General features: G+C 64.3%; 14 protein-coding genes and 1 tRNA gene. 4 read left to right on the forward strand and 11 right to left on the reverse strand.

The window, feature by feature from the left end; genetic code table 11:
- Window positions 1-19: 19 nt before the first annotated feature.
- Window positions 20-1138: an AraC family transcriptional regulator gene (locus D618_RS0102370; RefSeq protein WP_017669880.1), complete on the reverse strand. Its 1119-nt coding sequence runs from the start codon at window positions 1136-1138 to the stop codon at window positions 20-22.
- Window positions 1139-1506: 368 nt separating this feature from the next.
- Between D618_RS0102370 and parC the strand changes: the two genes are divergently transcribed.
- Together parC and D618_RS17470 are read left to right on the forward strand one after the other, a co-directional pair.
- Window positions 1507-3810: a DNA topoisomerase IV subunit A gene (parC, locus tag D618_RS0102375; protein ID WP_017669881.1), complete on the forward strand. Its 2304-nt coding sequence runs from the start codon at window positions 1507-1509 to the stop codon at window positions 3808-3810.
- 76 nt (window positions 3811-3886) lie between these two features.
- Entirely contained in the window at window positions 3887-5626 is a 1740-nt protein-coding gene (locus D618_RS17470; protein WP_017669882.1) for a bifunctional diguanylate cyclase/phosphodiesterase, read from the forward strand.
- Here the strand turns inward: D618_RS17470 and D618_RS0102385 are convergent, their stop codons facing one another.
- Genes D618_RS0102385 through D618_RS0102400 form a run of 4 tightly spaced genes read right to left on the reverse strand, consistent with a single transcriptional unit; the run spans window position 5627 to window position 8570 of the window.
- Window positions 5627-6826: a CCA tRNA nucleotidyltransferase gene (locus D618_RS0102385; protein WP_017669883.1), complete on the reverse strand. Its 1200-nt coding sequence runs from the start codon at window positions 6824-6826 to the stop codon at window positions 5627-5629.
- On the reverse strand, window positions 6823-7365 hold the full coding sequence (locus tag D618_RS0102390; protein WP_238550571.1) for a CoA pyrophosphatase: 543 nt from the start codon (window positions 7363-7365) through the stop codon (window positions 6823-6825). Before D618_RS0102390 ends, D618_RS0102385 begins: the two co-directional genes overlap by 4 nt.
- Window positions 7366-7409: 44 nt before the next feature.
- On the reverse strand, window positions 7410-7991 hold the full coding sequence (locus D618_RS0102395) for a DUF1285 domain-containing protein (RefSeq protein ID WP_017669885.1): 582 nt from the start codon (window positions 7989-7991) through the stop codon (window positions 7410-7412).
- 60 nt (window positions 7992-8051) lie between these two features.
- Window positions 8052-8570: an N-acetyltransferase gene (locus tag D618_RS0102400; protein ID WP_017669886.1), complete on the reverse strand. Its 519-nt coding sequence runs from the start codon at window positions 8568-8570 to the stop codon at window positions 8052-8054.
- 158 nt (window positions 8571-8728) lie between these two features.
- Here D618_RS0102400 and D618_RS0102405 point away from each other — a divergent pair, with 158 nt between their 5' ends.
- The gene (locus D618_RS0102405) at window positions 8729-9520 is read left to right on the forward strand and encodes a DUF1499 domain-containing protein (RefSeq protein ID WP_026091203.1); all 792 of its coding nucleotides are present in this window, start codon (window positions 8729-8731) and stop codon (window positions 9518-9520) included.
- A gap of 22 nt (window positions 9521-9542) precedes the next feature.
- Here D618_RS0102405 and D618_RS0102410 read toward each other — a convergent pair whose 3' ends face one another.
- Window positions 9543-9986 (reverse strand): PaaI family thioesterase, encoded by a 444-nt coding sequence (locus D618_RS0102410; protein WP_017669888.1) that lies wholly within the window; start codon window positions 9984-9986, stop codon window positions 9543-9545.
- A 137-nt stretch (window positions 9987-10123) separates the two neighbouring features.
- Here D618_RS0102410 and D618_RS0102415 point away from each other — a divergent pair, with 137 nt between their 5' ends.
- The gene (locus tag D618_RS0102415; protein WP_017669889.1) at window positions 10124-10702 is read left to right on the forward strand and encodes a superoxide dismutase family protein; all 579 of its coding nucleotides are present in this window, start codon (window positions 10124-10126) and stop codon (window positions 10700-10702) included.
- On the opposite strand, the gene D618_RS0102420 is transcribed toward D618_RS0102415, so the two are convergent.
- The 5 genes from D618_RS0102420 to D618_RS0102440 form a co-directional block, all read right to left on the reverse strand.
- Window positions 10703-11509: a hypothetical protein gene (locus D618_RS0102420; RefSeq protein ID WP_017669890.1), complete on the reverse strand. Its 807-nt coding sequence runs from the start codon at window positions 11507-11509 to the stop codon at window positions 10703-10705. It lies immediately after the preceding gene.
- A gap of 57 nt (window positions 11510-11566) precedes the next feature.
- A tRNA-Thr gene (locus D618_RS0102425) sits at window positions 11567-11642 on the reverse strand.
- A gap of 32 nt (window positions 11643-11674) precedes the next feature.
- The gene (locus D618_RS0102430; protein WP_017669891.1) at window positions 11675-12568 is read right to left on the reverse strand and encodes a hypothetical protein; all 894 of its coding nucleotides are present in this window, start codon (window positions 12566-12568) and stop codon (window positions 11675-11677) included.
- A gap of 5 nt (window positions 12569-12573) precedes the next feature.
- Window positions 12574-13953 carry a serine hydrolase gene (locus tag D618_RS0102435; protein ID WP_026091204.1) on the reverse strand — a complete coding sequence of 460 codons (1380 nt, stop codon included), beginning with the start codon at window positions 13951-13953 and terminating at the stop codon, window positions 12574-12576.
- A complete protein-coding gene (locus D618_RS0102440; RefSeq protein WP_017669893.1) occupies window positions 13934-15253 on the reverse strand; it encodes a replication-associated recombination protein A in 1320 nt (439 codons plus the stop codon). Before D618_RS0102440 ends, D618_RS0102435 begins: the two co-directional genes overlap by 20 nt.
- Between the last annotated feature and the right edge of the window lie 127 nt (window positions 15254-15380).

The following is a 15380-nucleotide window of genomic DNA, read 5'->3' on the forward strand; positions in this document are numbered from 1 at the left end:
GCTGCGCGCGCCTCAATGGTCAGATTTCTGACAATTTTTGCGATTTGAGCCGCCATTGGCTGGGGCTCATACCGGCGACATCGCGAAACGCGCGATTGAAACTGGCCTTGGAATTGAACCCGGCCTCGAACGCGAGCGTCAGGAGATCACGCGCCTCGCCCCGCAAGGCGAGCAGGCGCTGCAATTCCGCCACACGGCGGCGGTTGATGATCGCGTTGAAGTTGGCTCCCGCCGCTGCGCCCAGCCCTCGTGACAGGTAGGTGGTGTTGGTGCCAAAGATTCGCGCCAGCCCCGCAAGCGTGAGCGTGGGATCGCGCCACAATTCATCCTCGTCGATTCGTGCCAACCACGCGCTGCCTCGCGCGGCCCAATCACGGGTGGCGGCTGCTAGTTCGGCGGGCTCGGGCGGGGCTGCGCTCGTGACTTGTGGAAACGGGGTTTCCGAATGCCGCCAGCCACCGATGCCGAGATACAGCACCAGCACCGAAAACCCGACATAGAGTGGGAATTGGTCGAAATAATCGCGCGCCGGATCAATCCATTTGGCGATCACGAACCCCGCCCAGATCAAGGCAACCAGCGCGAGCGCAGCGAGGAAATTGCGGATCCAGGTGGGTTCAAAATCCACACCGTCGGTGCGGTTTTCGTCGAGCCACACGCGGTAGGCTCGATAGCGGTGATAGGCGGCCGCGCTGTAGGCGGCGATACTCACCAGCGCGGCAATATCGAACGCGGGGTCGATGATCGGCGCATGGGCGATGGTGTTCCACCAGTTCTTGGTCGGCAAGGGGAATGGAAACACCGCTGCATAAGCAAGGAATTGCACGGCCACCGGCCCGAAATGTGGCCAGACGCGCACTGAGCGGGCATTGGTCAGCGTGGCGGTGTAGAGATAGAGCAGCGGCCCGAACGCCAGCGTGTAAGACAGCGGAGCGAAGCTAAGCCACGGCCACCGCTCGTAGAGTCCAGCATAGCCGATGATGTAGGGCGTCATCAGCACCGCCACGCCAAGGATGAGCAGTGCCAGCCACCGGTTCGCCGCTCGGTTGACCCGCCCAAGCCAAAGCAGTGCCGCCAGCAGCGAGCCCTGCACCGCACAAATCAAAAGCGTTATGCTCATCGGCCCGAACGAAATCATCGCTGCAGTTATGGCTTAGCGCGGGCGATTATCAAACGCGGATGTTGGTTGAACGCTTGTGAAAAAATTGGCTGCGTTGCTGGCTTGAATGGGGTCAGTAACAGAATGTCCGGTTTCTTCCCCGCTCGCACAAAAGCTGCCGATCCGCTTTCCCAAAGAAAGGCCGATGCCATCGTTCTCCGGGCTCGGCTGTGGCGTCAGGCAATCCCGCCTCGCGCAATCTTGAGCCGGGCCACCTGCTTTGCCCAGCGCAAAGGGCGGCATGGCGCTCTGATCGCCGGTTTTGAGGCGCTCTGACCGCAATTTTCCCCAGAAAACCCGGCAAAGCCTCTCGCCTTGCCGCATCCGCGCTGCTACGCGGCAGAACTATGGCAAAAGACGCGAGCGCCGGGTCTGGCGACGACATTCCCGAAATCGAGAATACCTCGTTCGACCGTGCGTTGTCGGATCGCTATCTCGTCTATGCGCTTTCCACCATCACCGCGCGTTCGCTGCCCGATCTGCGCGATGGCCTGAAGCCGGTGCACCGCCGCCTGCTGTGGGCGATGCGGCAATTGAAGCTCGATCCGGCGAGCAGCTACAAGAAGAGCGCGCGCGTCGTCGGCGATGTCATCGGTAAGTACCACCCGCATGGTGATGCGTCAGTATATGATGCGATGGTCCGCCTCGCGCAGGATTTCGTGCTGCGTTATCCTCTGGTCGACGGCCAGGGCAATTTCGGCAACGTCGATGGCGACAATGCGGCGGCCTATCGCTACACCGAAGCGCGGCTGACGCGCACCGCGATCGAGCTGATGGCCGGGCTCGACGAAGGCACGGTTGCGTTCAAGCCGACCTATAATGGTGAAGAGGAAGAGCCCGAGATATTCCCCGGCCTGTTCCCCAACCTGCTCGCCAATGGCGCGAGCGGCATCGCGGTGGGCATGGCGACCTCGATTCCCTCGCACAATGCCGCCGAAGTCATCGACGCGGCGATGCTGCTGATCGACCGGCCCGACACCAGCCACGAGCAGATCATGGAGGTGTTCTGGGGCCCCGACTTTGCCACCGGCGGGCTGCTGGTGGACAGTGCCGAGACGATTTCGCAGGCCTATCGCACCGGGCGCGGTGCCTTCCGTCTGCGCGCGCGCTATTCCACTGGCAAGGATGCCGAGGGCAACTGGGAGGCCGATGGCATCGAGAAGCTGCCCGGCGGAACCTGGCAGCTGGTGCTCAGCGAAATTCCCTATCAGGTGCAGAAGGGCAAGCTGATCGAGCAGATCGCGACGCTGATCGCGGAGAAGAAGCTGCCGATCCTCGCCGACATTCGCGACGAATCGGATGAAACGATTCGCATCGTGCTCGAACCCAAGAGCCGCAATGTCGATCCCGATGTGCTCAAGGACAGTCTGTACCGGCTGACCGATCTCGAAATCCGCTTCCCGCTCAACCTCAACGTACTCGACGAGACTCGCACGCCCGGCGTGATGGGCATCAAGCCGCTGCTCGAATCGTGGCTGCGGCACCAGATCCTCATTCTGACCAACCGCAGCCGCCACCGGTTGGACAAGATTGCAGCCAGGCTGGAGCTGCTGCGCGGCTATATCATCGCCTATCTCAACCTCGACCGGGTGATCGAGATCATCCGCACCAAGGACGAGCCCAAGCCGGTGATGATGGCCGAGTTCGAGCTGACCGACCGTCAGGCCGAAGCGATCCTCAACATGCGGCTGCGCTCGCTGCGCAAGCTGGAGGAGATGGAGCTGCGGCGCGAGCATGACGCGCTGGTCAAGGAAGCCGAGGAGCTGGAAAAGCTGCTGGCAGACCCGGGACTGCAGAAGAAGCGGCTGAAGAAGGACCTCAAGACGCTGCGTGCGTTCTATTCGGAAACGACCGCTCTTGGCCGTCGCCGCACCGATCTGCAGGAAGCGGCCCCTGCGCGCGAGATTCCGCTCGAAGCGATGATCGAGCGCGAGCCGGTGACGGTGATCATGTCGCGGCGCGGCTGGATCAAGGCGATGAAGGGTCATGCCGACCTGGCCGTGCCGGAAATCACCAAGTTCAAGGAAGGCGATGGCCCTGCCTTTGCCTTCCATGCGCAATCGACCGACAAGTTGCTGATCGCGCTCGACAATGGCCGCTTCTATACATTGGGCGCGCAGAATCTCCCCGGCGCGCGCGGCTTTGGCGAGCCGGTACGCGGCATGCTCGACATGGAGAACGAGGCCCAGATCATCGCGCTGATGCCTTATGATCCGGCAGGCAAGCTGCTGCTTGCCGCGTCGAATGGCCGGGGCTTCCTGGCCGAGGCGCGCGAGCTGATCGCCGAGACTCGCAAGGGCCGGCAGGTCGTCAACCTCAAGCCGGGCGTCAAGCTGATGGTCATCCGCCCGGTTCCCGCCAGTGCCGATCATGTCGCGGTGGTGGGCGAGAATCGCAAGCTAGTGGTGTTCCCCATTGCCGAGCTTCCTGTCATGGCGCGCGGTCAGGGCGTGCAACTGCAGCGCTACCGCGATGGCGCTCTGTCCGATGCGACCACGTTCCGGCTTGAAGAGGGCCTGAGCTGGACGATGGGCGGCGACAGCGGGCGTACCCGAAACGAGAAGGACATGGGCCTCTGGCGCGTCGCGCGTGGGGCAGCGGGCAGACTGCCTCCCAATGGCTTTCCCAGAAACAACAAGTTCGACGGGTGATTTTTTCTTTCAGCCGTTCATTTTTGCCGGGGCTTTTAGGTTAAATTTACATCTTGGACGATAGTCATCAGTAACCATGGTTACCCCGACACCGCCCTCCAAAGCGCGTTCCAAAAGCCTGCAGGTCAAGACCGGCGTGCTGGCGGCACCACGTGCGCACCCGATGATCACGGCGGCTTTGGACCCGTTGCCGATCCCGGCGGCGGTGGTGATGCGCGCCGGCGACGATCTGGACATCGTGGTTGCCAATCCCGCATTCGATCAGCGCGGTCTCGCCCCTGGCCTGCCCGCAGGGCTGGACCTGCGTCTGCTGACCGATCTGGTGTCGATCGCACATCGCAACGACAGTGGTCATGCGGTTCGCCCTTGGATTTCGAACGATCCGGTCAAGGCGCGGCGGTATGATGTCACGGTTGCGCGGATGAACCTCCGCGGTATGGAATGGCCGCATTTTCTGGTAAGCCTGATCGACCGCACCAGCGAAATCGAGACCCACGACAGCTTCCGCCGCGAAACCATGCGCGACAGCCTGACCGGCTTGCCCAACCGCGCCGGGTTCGAGGACGAGGTCGAACGCCGGCTTGCCGATCAACCGATCGATGGCCGTTCGACGATGGGCGCTTTTGCCATCATCACCATCGATATTGCGCGGTTCAGCCAGATCAATGAATGTGCCGGCAGCATCGTGGGCGACGAGCTGATCATCACCGTCGCCCGGCGATTGATGGGCCGCATGCGCAAGACCGATCTGGTCGCCAGGATCGGGGGCAACGAATTTGCGCTCTATGTTCCCCTGCGCGGAACCACCGCCCGCGAGATCACGCGGATCACCAACCGCATCCGCGATATCTTCGCCAATCCCTATCGCCTGTCCGACCTCGAAATCCAGATCGACGGTGCGATCGGGATTGCGCTGAGCAAGCCCGGACAGAGCGATTGCGCCAACTATATCCGCCAGTCGCAGATCGCGCTCAAACGTGCCAAGCGGACGCGGCAGGCCGAAATCTATACGCCCGAGGAGCTCGACAAGGCGCGCCGGCGGTTCACCCTGGAAACCGAACTGCGCAAGGCGATCGAACTCGACCGTCTGGAGCTGTATTTTCAGCCGCTCATCGACATGAGCAACGGCTTTGTCACCGGGTTCGAGGCGCTCGCGCGGTGGAAAGACCCCGATTACGGCATGATCTCGCCGGTTGAGTTCATTCCGGTGGCAGAGGAATGCGGGCTCATCCTGCCGCTGGGCCGCTGGGCGCTCGACCGCGCCTGCCAGGTGCTGAACGAATGGGACGCCAAGGCGGGCGAGGAGCTGCCGCTGAAGATCAGCGTCAACGTGTCCGCTGCGCAATTTGCGCGCGACGACATTCCCAACATGGTTTCCGGCATTCTGCGGGCCAACCGGACCAAGCCCAAGCGTATCATGCTGGAACTGACCGAATCGGTGGTGGTCAGCGATCCCTCGCGCGCGGCCAAGGTGATGCACGCCTTGCGCGCGCTCGACGTTTCGCTGGCGATGGACGATTTCGGGACCGGCTATTCCAACCTCGCCTATCTTCAGCAGCTGCCCATCGATGTGCTCAAGATCGACCGCAGCTTCGTGACGCACATGCTGCAGGAGCGCGACAAGGTGGCGATCGTCCGCGCGATCCTGTCGCTGGCCAGCGCGCTGGGCATGGAAACGACCGCAGAAGGCATCGAGACGCAGGAAATCGCGCACACGCTGGCAGCCTTGGGCTGCTCGTATGGACAGGGCTATTTCTATTCGCCGCCCGTGCCAGCAGCGCTGGCGTATGATTTCATGATCGACCGGATGGGCTGATCAACCCGCCGATTGCGCGACTTCGCTGGCAATCTGCCGGACGCGATCGGCTTCCGGAAAATCCTCTGCGATCCACCGCTGGCGTATTTCACCCAGCACCTTGGCGACAGCGGGCCCTGCATGAACGCCCAGCGCCAGAATATCGCGGCCACCCAATGGAAACTGGGGTGCTTGCCACCCCTCCAAGCTCTTCAAGCCCTCGCTGACCATGGCATCCGGCGCGCGCAGCAGCAGCCATGGAGCAACGCTGTCTGCCGGCTGGACCTCGGCCGCGATTTGCCGCGCGGTTCCGCTGGTCGGCCAGGGCGTGGCATAGCGGCCCAACGCAAGCCGCTGCGTCTTGGACAGCCGCAGCCGCGCCGCCACCGTATCGGCAAGCAGGGGATCGGTGGGCAGCAATGCCGCAAGCCGCAGCAGTGCCTCTGGCAGGGCACCCGTCTGGCCCTCCCGCGCCAGAAGGATCTCCAGCTGGGCGAGTCCATCGGGCGCAGTCTCGGGCAGGATCACCCGCCAGATGCCGCAATCGGCCATCAATTGCGCCGCTGCCAGCGGATCGGCGCTGCCCAGCAGCAATAGCAGCTCGCGCGCGATCCGCTCGCGCGACAGCGCCTTCAGCCGGTCGGCATGCGTGGTGCAGGCCGCCAGCGCATCGGCATCGGCCGCACCGCCAAAGCGCGCGTGAAAGCGAAAATAGCGCAGGATGCGCAGGTGGTCTTCCAGAATGCGGGCGCCGGCATCACCGATGAACCGCACCAGCCGGGCGTCGAGATCGGCCAGCCCGCCGAAATAATCGGTCACCTCGAGCGTTGCCGGATCGGCAAACAGCGCGTTGATGGTGAAATCGCGCCGGGCGGCATCCTCGCGCCAGTCATCGGTAAACGCGACCTCGGCATGGCGACCGTCGGTGGCGACATCGCGCCGCAATGTCGTGATCTCGACCGGGCCGTTGGGCAACACCGCGGTGACCGTGCCGTGCGCCAGACCGGTGGGAACGGTGCGCAAGCCTGCGGTCTCCAGCCGTGCCATCACCTCTTCAGGATGCAGCCGGGTGGCAATGTCGATATCCGCCGCCTCTATGCCCAGCAGCGCATCGCGCACCGCGCCGCCGACATAGCGGCATTGATCACCATCCACGTTCAGCGCAGCCAGCATCGCTGCCAGATCGTCACGGGCGGTCCATACCGCTGTGATCCGGGTCATGCCGTGACCCCTTCCAGCCGCCGCGAGAGGTTGGCGATGATCCCTGCGGTGACGCCCCAGATCCGCCGCTGGCCCCACATGATCTCGATATAGTTGCGCTGTGCGCCTTTCCACATGGTGCTGTGGTGCACATGGTTGGCGCGATCGAGCACGAAATCGAGCGGGACTTCGAACCAGTCGGCTACTTCGCCGGGATTGGGCGAATAGCTCAGGTCCGGCGGGATCACGCCCAGCACCGGGGTGATCGCAAAGCCGCTGCCGCTGCGATACAGATCGGCAGTCCCGATCACGCGGACGTGATCCGGGGAAAGGCCCAGCTCCTCGTCCGCCTCGCGCAGGGCGGCGGCGATGGGGCTGACGTCCTCGGGATCGATCTTGCCTCCGGGAAAGGCGATCTGGCCGGGATGGCTGCGCAGATAATCGGGCCGCTGGGTCAGGATGACGCCAGGTTGCGGGCGATCGGTGACGGCGATCAGCACGGCTGCGGGAATGTGCAGGCCCCCGTCGAGCGGAATGTGCGCCTCGTCTTCGCCCGGCAGTCCCTCGCTGGCGGCAAGAGCATCGGACAATCTATCGTACAGGCTCACTGCGTGTCGATCCGGTCGAGCCGGAAACAGGCTCCATCGCTCCAGATCGGCAGCCCGTCTTGTGCCTCTTCGGTCTCTGCCAGCGCCAGTTCGACCAGATCGTAATAGACCGCGCGCTCGATCCGCGCTTCCAGCCCGCGCGACAGGCCGAGATAGGGGCGGGGCTCATCCGCCGTGCCACGCATGGTAAGTGCCCGGTCCGGCCCTGCGACCACCAGTTCGTCGGTGTTCAGCCGAAAGGCGAGGCGGCGGCTCTGCCCGTCGCCTTCGGACTTCAGTTCGACGGCCAGCAAAGGCGCGTCCTCGACCTCGATCCACTGCTTTTCAAACGGCGTCACCAACGCGTACCGCCCGTCTGCCTCGCGCCGCAGCACGCTGGCGAACAGCCGGACCATCGCCGGGCGCGATATCAACCCGCCCTTATGATACCAGCGGCCATCAGCGGTGATGCGCATATGGCTGTCGCTCTCGGCAGCCGGGGTCCACTGTTCGACCGGCGGCAATTTGCGCGCGGCGACCAGCCCGGCAATATCGGCGAGCGAAAGGTTCTGCATCTCGGGGGGAGGATCATAAGGCATGCGGACGTCAGATAAGCATGCGCGGGCGATGATGCAAAGGGCGATGCCGGTGTCTGGTGATCAGACCATCCGCCAGGGGCCCAGCATACCGCGTTCCGGCACCTTGAGATCGGGCCGGATCATCGCCAGCAGCCGGTGCTGCTCATACGGTCCCGGCAGCGTCCAGCCGCCGGTGCGGTCGGCCGAAAAGCCGAAGCGCTTGCCGTAATATTCAGGATCGCCCAGCAGCACGAGCGGCAGCTTCTCGCCAACGCCCAGCGCGCCAAACACCGCTGCCATCAGTGCACGGCCAATGCCTTGGTCCTGATGGTCTGGCGCAACGCCCACGGGGCCCACCAGAATCATCGGAAACGACAGCCCATCCGCGTCGGTCAACGCCACCGGCCAGCACTGGATGGTGCCGACCAGATAATCCTGATCGTCAAGCGCGGCAAAGCTCAGTCCGGGCAGGGCGGCAAGCCCTTCACGCACGCGGTAAATGGTGCGGCTGGACCTGTCAGGCCCGAACACCTGATCGAGCAATTCTTCAACCCAGGCGTTATCCACCTGATCCAGCGGGATAATATGAAATTCGGTCATTGGTCCAGACGGCGTCAAGAGGCTGTTGAAGCCCGCGCAATTAAGGGGCCGGACCGGACAAGTCGAGCGCAATTCGTACCCGTGGCTTTCCGTGGCACACAAGGTTTGCCAAAGCTGCCCGGCTTTCCTATGTGTCCTGCGGGCAACAGGGGATGATGATGGACGCGACCGCAAAACCGCATGGATCGATCTGGCTGGCAAGGCTGTGCCTGTTGCTGGGGGCGGGCTCGATCGTGATGGCGCTGGTGGGTGCTGTCGGCGCCGGGCAGGATTGGTGGGACAAGCTGAACGGGTTGAGCGCCGTCTTTGCCGCCGCCGTGGTTGCTCTGCTGGGCTTCGTGTTCTCGCTGATCGTGCTGCTGCTGTACCGCAAAAAGGGTCAGGCGATCCGCAACCTGACGCTGATCGGACTGGTGTGCTCGGTCGCCTTTCTCGGTTTCATCGGCTATTGGGCCAATGTCGGACGCAGCGTTCCGCAGATCCACGACATCACCACCAACCTCGACAATCCGCCGCAATTCCAGGTGCTGAAGCTCCGCCCCGACGACTTTGCCGACATCCCCGGGCGCGGTGAGCCCAAATATGCCGGGATGGATGCCATGGAGCGCTGGAAGGTGCTGCATCGCGGTGCCTATGGCGATCTCAAGACGGTGACCATCGACCTTCCGGTCGACAGGGTGGTGACGCTGGCAGCCGAAATCGCGCTCGAGCGCGGCTGGGAAGTCGCGCTGACCAAGCCCGATGAGGGGCGCGTCGAGGCGGTCGATACCGTTTCGCTGTTCCGCTTCAAGGATGATGTCGTCATCCGGGTGCAGCCGGGTCCCGGCGGCCTTTCCAGCGAAGTCGATGTCCGGTCGGTCTCGCGCGTCGGACGCAGCGATCTGGGCGTGAACGCCAAGCGCATCCGCAGCTTCCTTTCCGATCTGCAGGCCGCAGCCGACAAGGGCTGATGACGGCTCGGTCGCTGGCGAATCAGCCTTGCTGGAGCGCGGCGCTGGATGCCTTTTCGATGCGGCTGCGGTCGGCGAGCATGAGCGTGGAGCTAGCCTTGGCCAGCACCCGGCCCTGCCCATCGAGCAGCTGACCTTCAAAGAAGCAGGTGCTGCGTCCCCGCCGTTCGACCCACGCCTTGGCGATCACAAGCCCGGGGCGCGCCGGTGCGAAGAAGCTGACCTTCAGTTCCAGTGACATCGGTACGACATCGGGCCCGGCCATCGCCATGGCGGCATGCGCCATCGCCGCATCGATCCAGCCGGTCACGAACCCGCCCTGCACGACGCCGCCCGAATGGCACATGTGCAGGCCCGCCTGGTATTCGATGGTGGCGCGGCCTGCGGGGTCCAGCTCGACAACGCGGACAAAACCCATCGACTGGTTGAGATCGGACGGGCTGGCTGCAGCTTCAGATAAGGTCATGGGGCTCCTGGCAGGTGATGGCTGATTTTGGCAGCCAACCGGCATTGGCCCGGAAAGTCAAACGGACTTTCCCATGCTGCGGGTGGAACCCTCGGGTCCCTGCCCGGTAAGTGGGGAATAGAAACAGGAGCTTGCCCATGACCCCCATCCATACCCTCTTCGGCGCGACGATACTCGCCGGTGCGTCCTTGTTGGCCGGGTGCAGCAACGACACGCAGCCTGCGGCCGATACGACCGAGGTGGCTGCGCCCCAGCAGCCGGCCACCGGAACCCCGCCCATGACGCTGACGGCCATGCTCAAGACCGCCGATGGCATGGACGCGGGCACTGCTACCGCGACGGAGCGTGATGATGGTATTGCCATTACCGTCACCGCCACGAACATGACCGCAGGCGAGCGCGGCATTCACGTGCACACCACCGGCAAGTGCGAGGGCCCGAAGTTCGAAAGCGCGGGCGGCCATTGGAACCCCACCGGCGCTCAGCACGGCCTGAGCAACCCTCAGGGCCAGCATCATGGCGACATGCCCAATCTGACCGTGCCGAGCGACGGTAGCGGCAAGCTAGATTACGTGATTCGCGATGCGCAGATCGCCGAGATGCAGGACGCGGACGGCGCTGCGCTGGTGATCCACGCCAAGTTTGACGACCAGATGACCGACCCCTCGGGTAACAGCGGCGACCGTATCGCCTGCGGTGTCTTTACCCGCGGATAATTACGGCTGGCGGCGCTGTTGATAGTCGATGCGAATGCGGACCCATTCGCCGACCTTCGACACGCCGCCAACGCGCGGCGGGCGGACCCGGAACTGCCACGCGGCTGCCAGCACCGCCCGCCCTATGCCCGACCCTTGCGGGCCTTCGCCAAGCTGCACGCAGTCCTCCACCCGGAAATCGCTCACCGTCCGACACGCAATCAGCGCCCAGCCAGGGCCACGTGCGGTCGACAGATAGCCGCTCAGCTCGTCGTCATAGGGTTCGCGATACCAGGCTGCGGCATAAAGCGGCTCGCCATTGGGGCCCGAGCCCACCCTTTCGCTATCCCCCGGTACGCCCTTGTCGGCAGGGCCGAACACCCTGCCGGGCTTGACCACGGCGCGGGCCTTGGGGGTTGCAGGAGGCGCTGCAGGCGCGGATTGCGGCGAGGGCATCGGGACGATCGCAGGGGGCGTGGTCGATACCGTTGGTGTCACCACCGGGTTCGGGGTTTCCACCGGACTTTCGGGCGATTCGGTCGGCTCGGGCGATTGCGCTGCATTCTGGGTGGGCTCGGGGCTTTGTTCTTCGGTTTTTTCCTCGGATGGATCGGGGCTTACGCCGAACACCGTCATCACGTCATCCTGCGCCTTTTCCCGGGGCGGCGCGATCGACAAGGACAGCAACGCCAGAATGAACAGCAGTTCGGCCAGAAGCGCGAACAGAATTCCACCTGCGCGCTCGCCAAGCCGCGAGCGCAACCAGCCCATGACCCGGCTTTGCGGCTTGTGATCGTCCGATAGTGATTCAGGCGGGGCAATGTCCATCAGCGGCAGGCTAGCTCTCGTGCGTGTGCGGCCCCCCAGCCCCTGAATATGACCGGATGGTGCCGCTTGTCGGAATCGAACCAACGACCTACCGCTTACAAGGCGGTTGCTCTACCAGCTGAGCTAAAGCGGCGCATCAGGCGCATTTGCGCCGCGTCCAATGCTCTATTTGACGCCAAAGGTCCAGCCTTCAGTGACGCGAATGGCCTCATTGAGTGCATGAGGGTTCCAAAAGCCATGCCACAGCTCGGCATCGCGCGCGGCATCGCGCAGCCAGGCGGCGGTGATCAGCGCATCGGTGCTGTGATCGTCATGTGCCAGCAGCGGGGCAGGGGGCAAGCTTCCCAGCTGTGCCAATGCCGCATGCAGGCCATCGGCATCGCGCACCTTGCTGCGCGAAAGCCCTCGCCCTGCGGCGCGGGCGGCGATGGTGGTGTAGATTTCGACGATCACCGGGCCGCTGTCGGGCACGGGGTCGAACGGCCAGACCGGGATCCGCCCCGCCAGACGGTTGAGCACGCGCATGCCGGTGAGGCTCGACTTGCCGACCTGCGCGGCACCGACCAGATTGAAGCAGCTGGCGCTGTTGGCCTGCCCCGTCATCCGCTGCTGTCGCTCGACGGCCCGCAGCCTGCCGGTCCCGGCAAGGCCGAAGCGGTCGCCGGTATCGCCCTTGCCATGGCGGAAATAGCGCCGCGCCTGATCGTGCCCGACAAAGCTTGCCGCGCCCAGATGATCGTCGCGCGCGCACAGCGCATCCACCATCGCCCACAGGGCTTTCGCATCGGCAGGGCTTTCGTCCCAGCCGGGGAAATAGCCACCGGCATCGACGAACGGGAACGAAGGCGACAGGTCCATGCCGATCAGCATGTCGGTCCCGGCATCGGCATGGGCGAGCAGCCAGTCGAGCGCCGCGCCGCGCGACCAGCCGCCGTGCGGGCGGAGCAGCACCGGGCGCGCGTCGGCATCCGCAGCGATGGTGGCAAGCGCCAGCCCCTTGGGCCTTGCCACCGCCTGACCCGACCAGTCGAAACAGGCGTAATGGGCAAACTGGCGCATCTCGGTCAGCGGACCTGCTTCAGCACCTCGGCAGTGAATTTGGCGACGTCGAACCGGTCGGCGTCCGTATCATAGCCGCGCCGCACGATTACCAGATCGCGGCTGGGAATGATGACCAGATACTGGCCGCGATTGCCGAACGCGGCAAACGCATCGTCGGGCACGCCCACACTCTTGTTCATCAACCAGAAGCTTGCGCCATAGCCGAACGGTCCCTCGGGCTGGGGGCCGCTGGCCCTGGTCACGTAATCGCGCCAACCTGCGGGCAGCACCCGCTGGCCGTTCCATGTGCCATCGTTCAGATAGAGCAGGCCCATCCGCGCCATGTCGCGCGCGGTGGTCCACACCTGGCTGGAAAGGATGTAGTTGCCCTGCCAGTCGGTCTCTGCCCAGGTGCGGGTCATGCCCAAAGCATCGAACATCTGGTGTGGGTGCAGATCGGGTGCGGCGTCGCGCGCAGCGAGCGTCGCCAGCAGGATATCGTTATTGGCATAGCGGAATGTGCTGCCCGGCTGGTGCAGCATCGGCCAGAGCGTCGTCCACTGACGCACCTCGCCTGCGCCGAGGTATACGGCGTCGGTGCGAGCGCCTGCCGTGTCGCTGGTGAGGCCGCTGCCCATGCGCAGCAGGTGATCGACGCTGATCGCCCTGCGCGGATCGCCAGCGACGTTCCACTCGCGCACCGGGGAATCGGGGATGTTGAAGCCCTTCTGCCGGACGAAGCCGACATATGTCCCCGCCATCGACTTGGCGACCGACCATGTCCGCTGCGCGGTGTGCATGTCGTGGCCGGGCTTGTAGCGTTCCTGCACGATGCGACCCTTGTGGACGATCACCACGCCGCTGGTCTTGCCGCCAAAGGCTTTCGCTTCGAACGCGCTTTCGACCAGCTGGTCGAACGGCGTGACCATCATGATTCGCGGGTCACTGGCATCGGCATCGCCCATCGGCCAGGCAAGCGAATCGGCGCTGCCCGGCTGTTCACGCTCCAGCGCTTCGGCGGGCAGGCGGCGGCCATCATTGGTCCAGCCGATCGGCATCGATGTGCATCCCGTCACGCGATTGTGCCGGGCAACGCGCGGCGGCATGTCGTCGGCAAAGGCAACGCTCACCTGGTGCGCGGCCTCGTCGATCTCTGCTTTCAGGGTCGGCACGATGGGGGCGACATGCGGGTAGATGCCGGTCAGCTCGTCCGCCTCGATATCGGCGAGCGTCTTGTTGCCGTTCCACAGCCCGGAACACACGAACTGTGCCTTGTAGCCGGCAGCTTCGGCCAGATCCATGCGTGCCGCCCCGGTTGCGGCAGCGGGCGGGGGAAGCTGTTGTGCGGCGGCAGGCGCGCTGGCCGCCAGTATCAGTGCAAGACTAATCGCGATTTTCGTCACGCATTTTCTCCCATGTCCGCATGCGTTCGGCAATGCGCGCTTCATAACCGCGTTCCACCGGCTGGTAGAAACGCTGCGGGTTCATTTCTTCTGGCCAGTAATTCGCGCCCGAAAAGCCTTCGGCCCGATCGTGGTCATAGGTATAGCCCTTGCCATAGCCGATGTCCTTCATCAGCTTGGTGGGCGCATTGAGGATGTTGGGCGGCGGCATCAGCGATCCGGTGGCGCGGGCGCTTTTCCACGCGGCCTTCTGCGCGGCATAAGCGGCATTCGATTTGGGCGCGGTGGCGCAGTAGAGGCAGGCCTGCACGATCGCCAGCTCGCCCTCGGGAGAGCCGAGGAAGGCATAGGCATCCTTGGCGGCAAGGCACTGCACCAATGCCTGCGGATCGGCCATGCCGATGTCCTCGCTGGCAAAGCGGGTGATCCGTCGCAGCACGTACAGCGGCTCCTCGCCCGCCACCAGCATCCGCGCCAGATAATATAGCGACGCCTGAGGATCGGAACCGCGCATTGCCTTGTGCAGCGCGGAAATGAGGTTGTAATGCCCCTCGCGATCCTTGTCGTACACCGGCATCCGGCGGTGCAGCAACGCGGCCAGTCCGGCAGGATCGAGCGGCGCATCGATCCGCACCGACAGCAGCGTTTCGACCTGGTTGAGCAGAAAGCGGCCATCGCCATCGGCCGACGCGATCAGCGCCGCACGGGCATCGTCGGTCAGCGGCAGCGCTCGCCCGGTCAGCGCTTCGGCGCGCGCGATCAGCGTGCCCAGAGCCGCCTCGTCGAGTCGCCGCAGGATCAGCACCTGGCTACGGCTGAGCAAGGCAGCGTTCAATTCGAACGACGGGTTCTCGGTTGTCGCGCCCACCAGCACCACCGTGCCCCGCTCGACAAAGGGCAGAAAGCCGTCCTGCTGCGCGCGGTTGAAACGGTGGATCTCGTCTACGAACAACAGGGTGCGCTGGCCTGCGCCCGCCATCTTCTCGGCCTCGGCAAAGGCCTTCTTGAGGTCGGCCACGCCCGAGAACACCGCCGAGATCGCAACGAACCGCATGCCCGTCGCCTCGCCCAGCAGCCGCGCCATGCTGGTCTTGCCGGTGCCGGGCGGGCCCCAGAGGATCATTGACGACAATTTGCCCGCCGCGACCATCCGTCCGATCGCGCCATCGGGCCCGGTCAGATGATCCTGGCCGATGATCTCGCCCAGGTTCGCCGGGCGCAGCCGGTCGGCCAGCGGCGCATCGGCTGCGGGCTGGTGGCTGCTGGTATCGGGAGGCAGGGTTTCGAACAGATCGCTCATCGCCGTCACGCTAGCGGCTGGGGCCGGTCGGGGGAAGGGGATGAAAAATGCATCCATCGCACGAAAGCCACTTGTCAAATTCTATCTAAGATATATCTTAGAGCCATCGAGATACACAGGAGTAACA

Origin of the sequence: Blastomonas sp. AAP53 (assembly GCF_000331245.1) — a bacterium.
Lineage (GTDB): Bacteria > Pseudomonadota > Alphaproteobacteria > Sphingomonadales > Sphingomonadaceae > Blastomonas.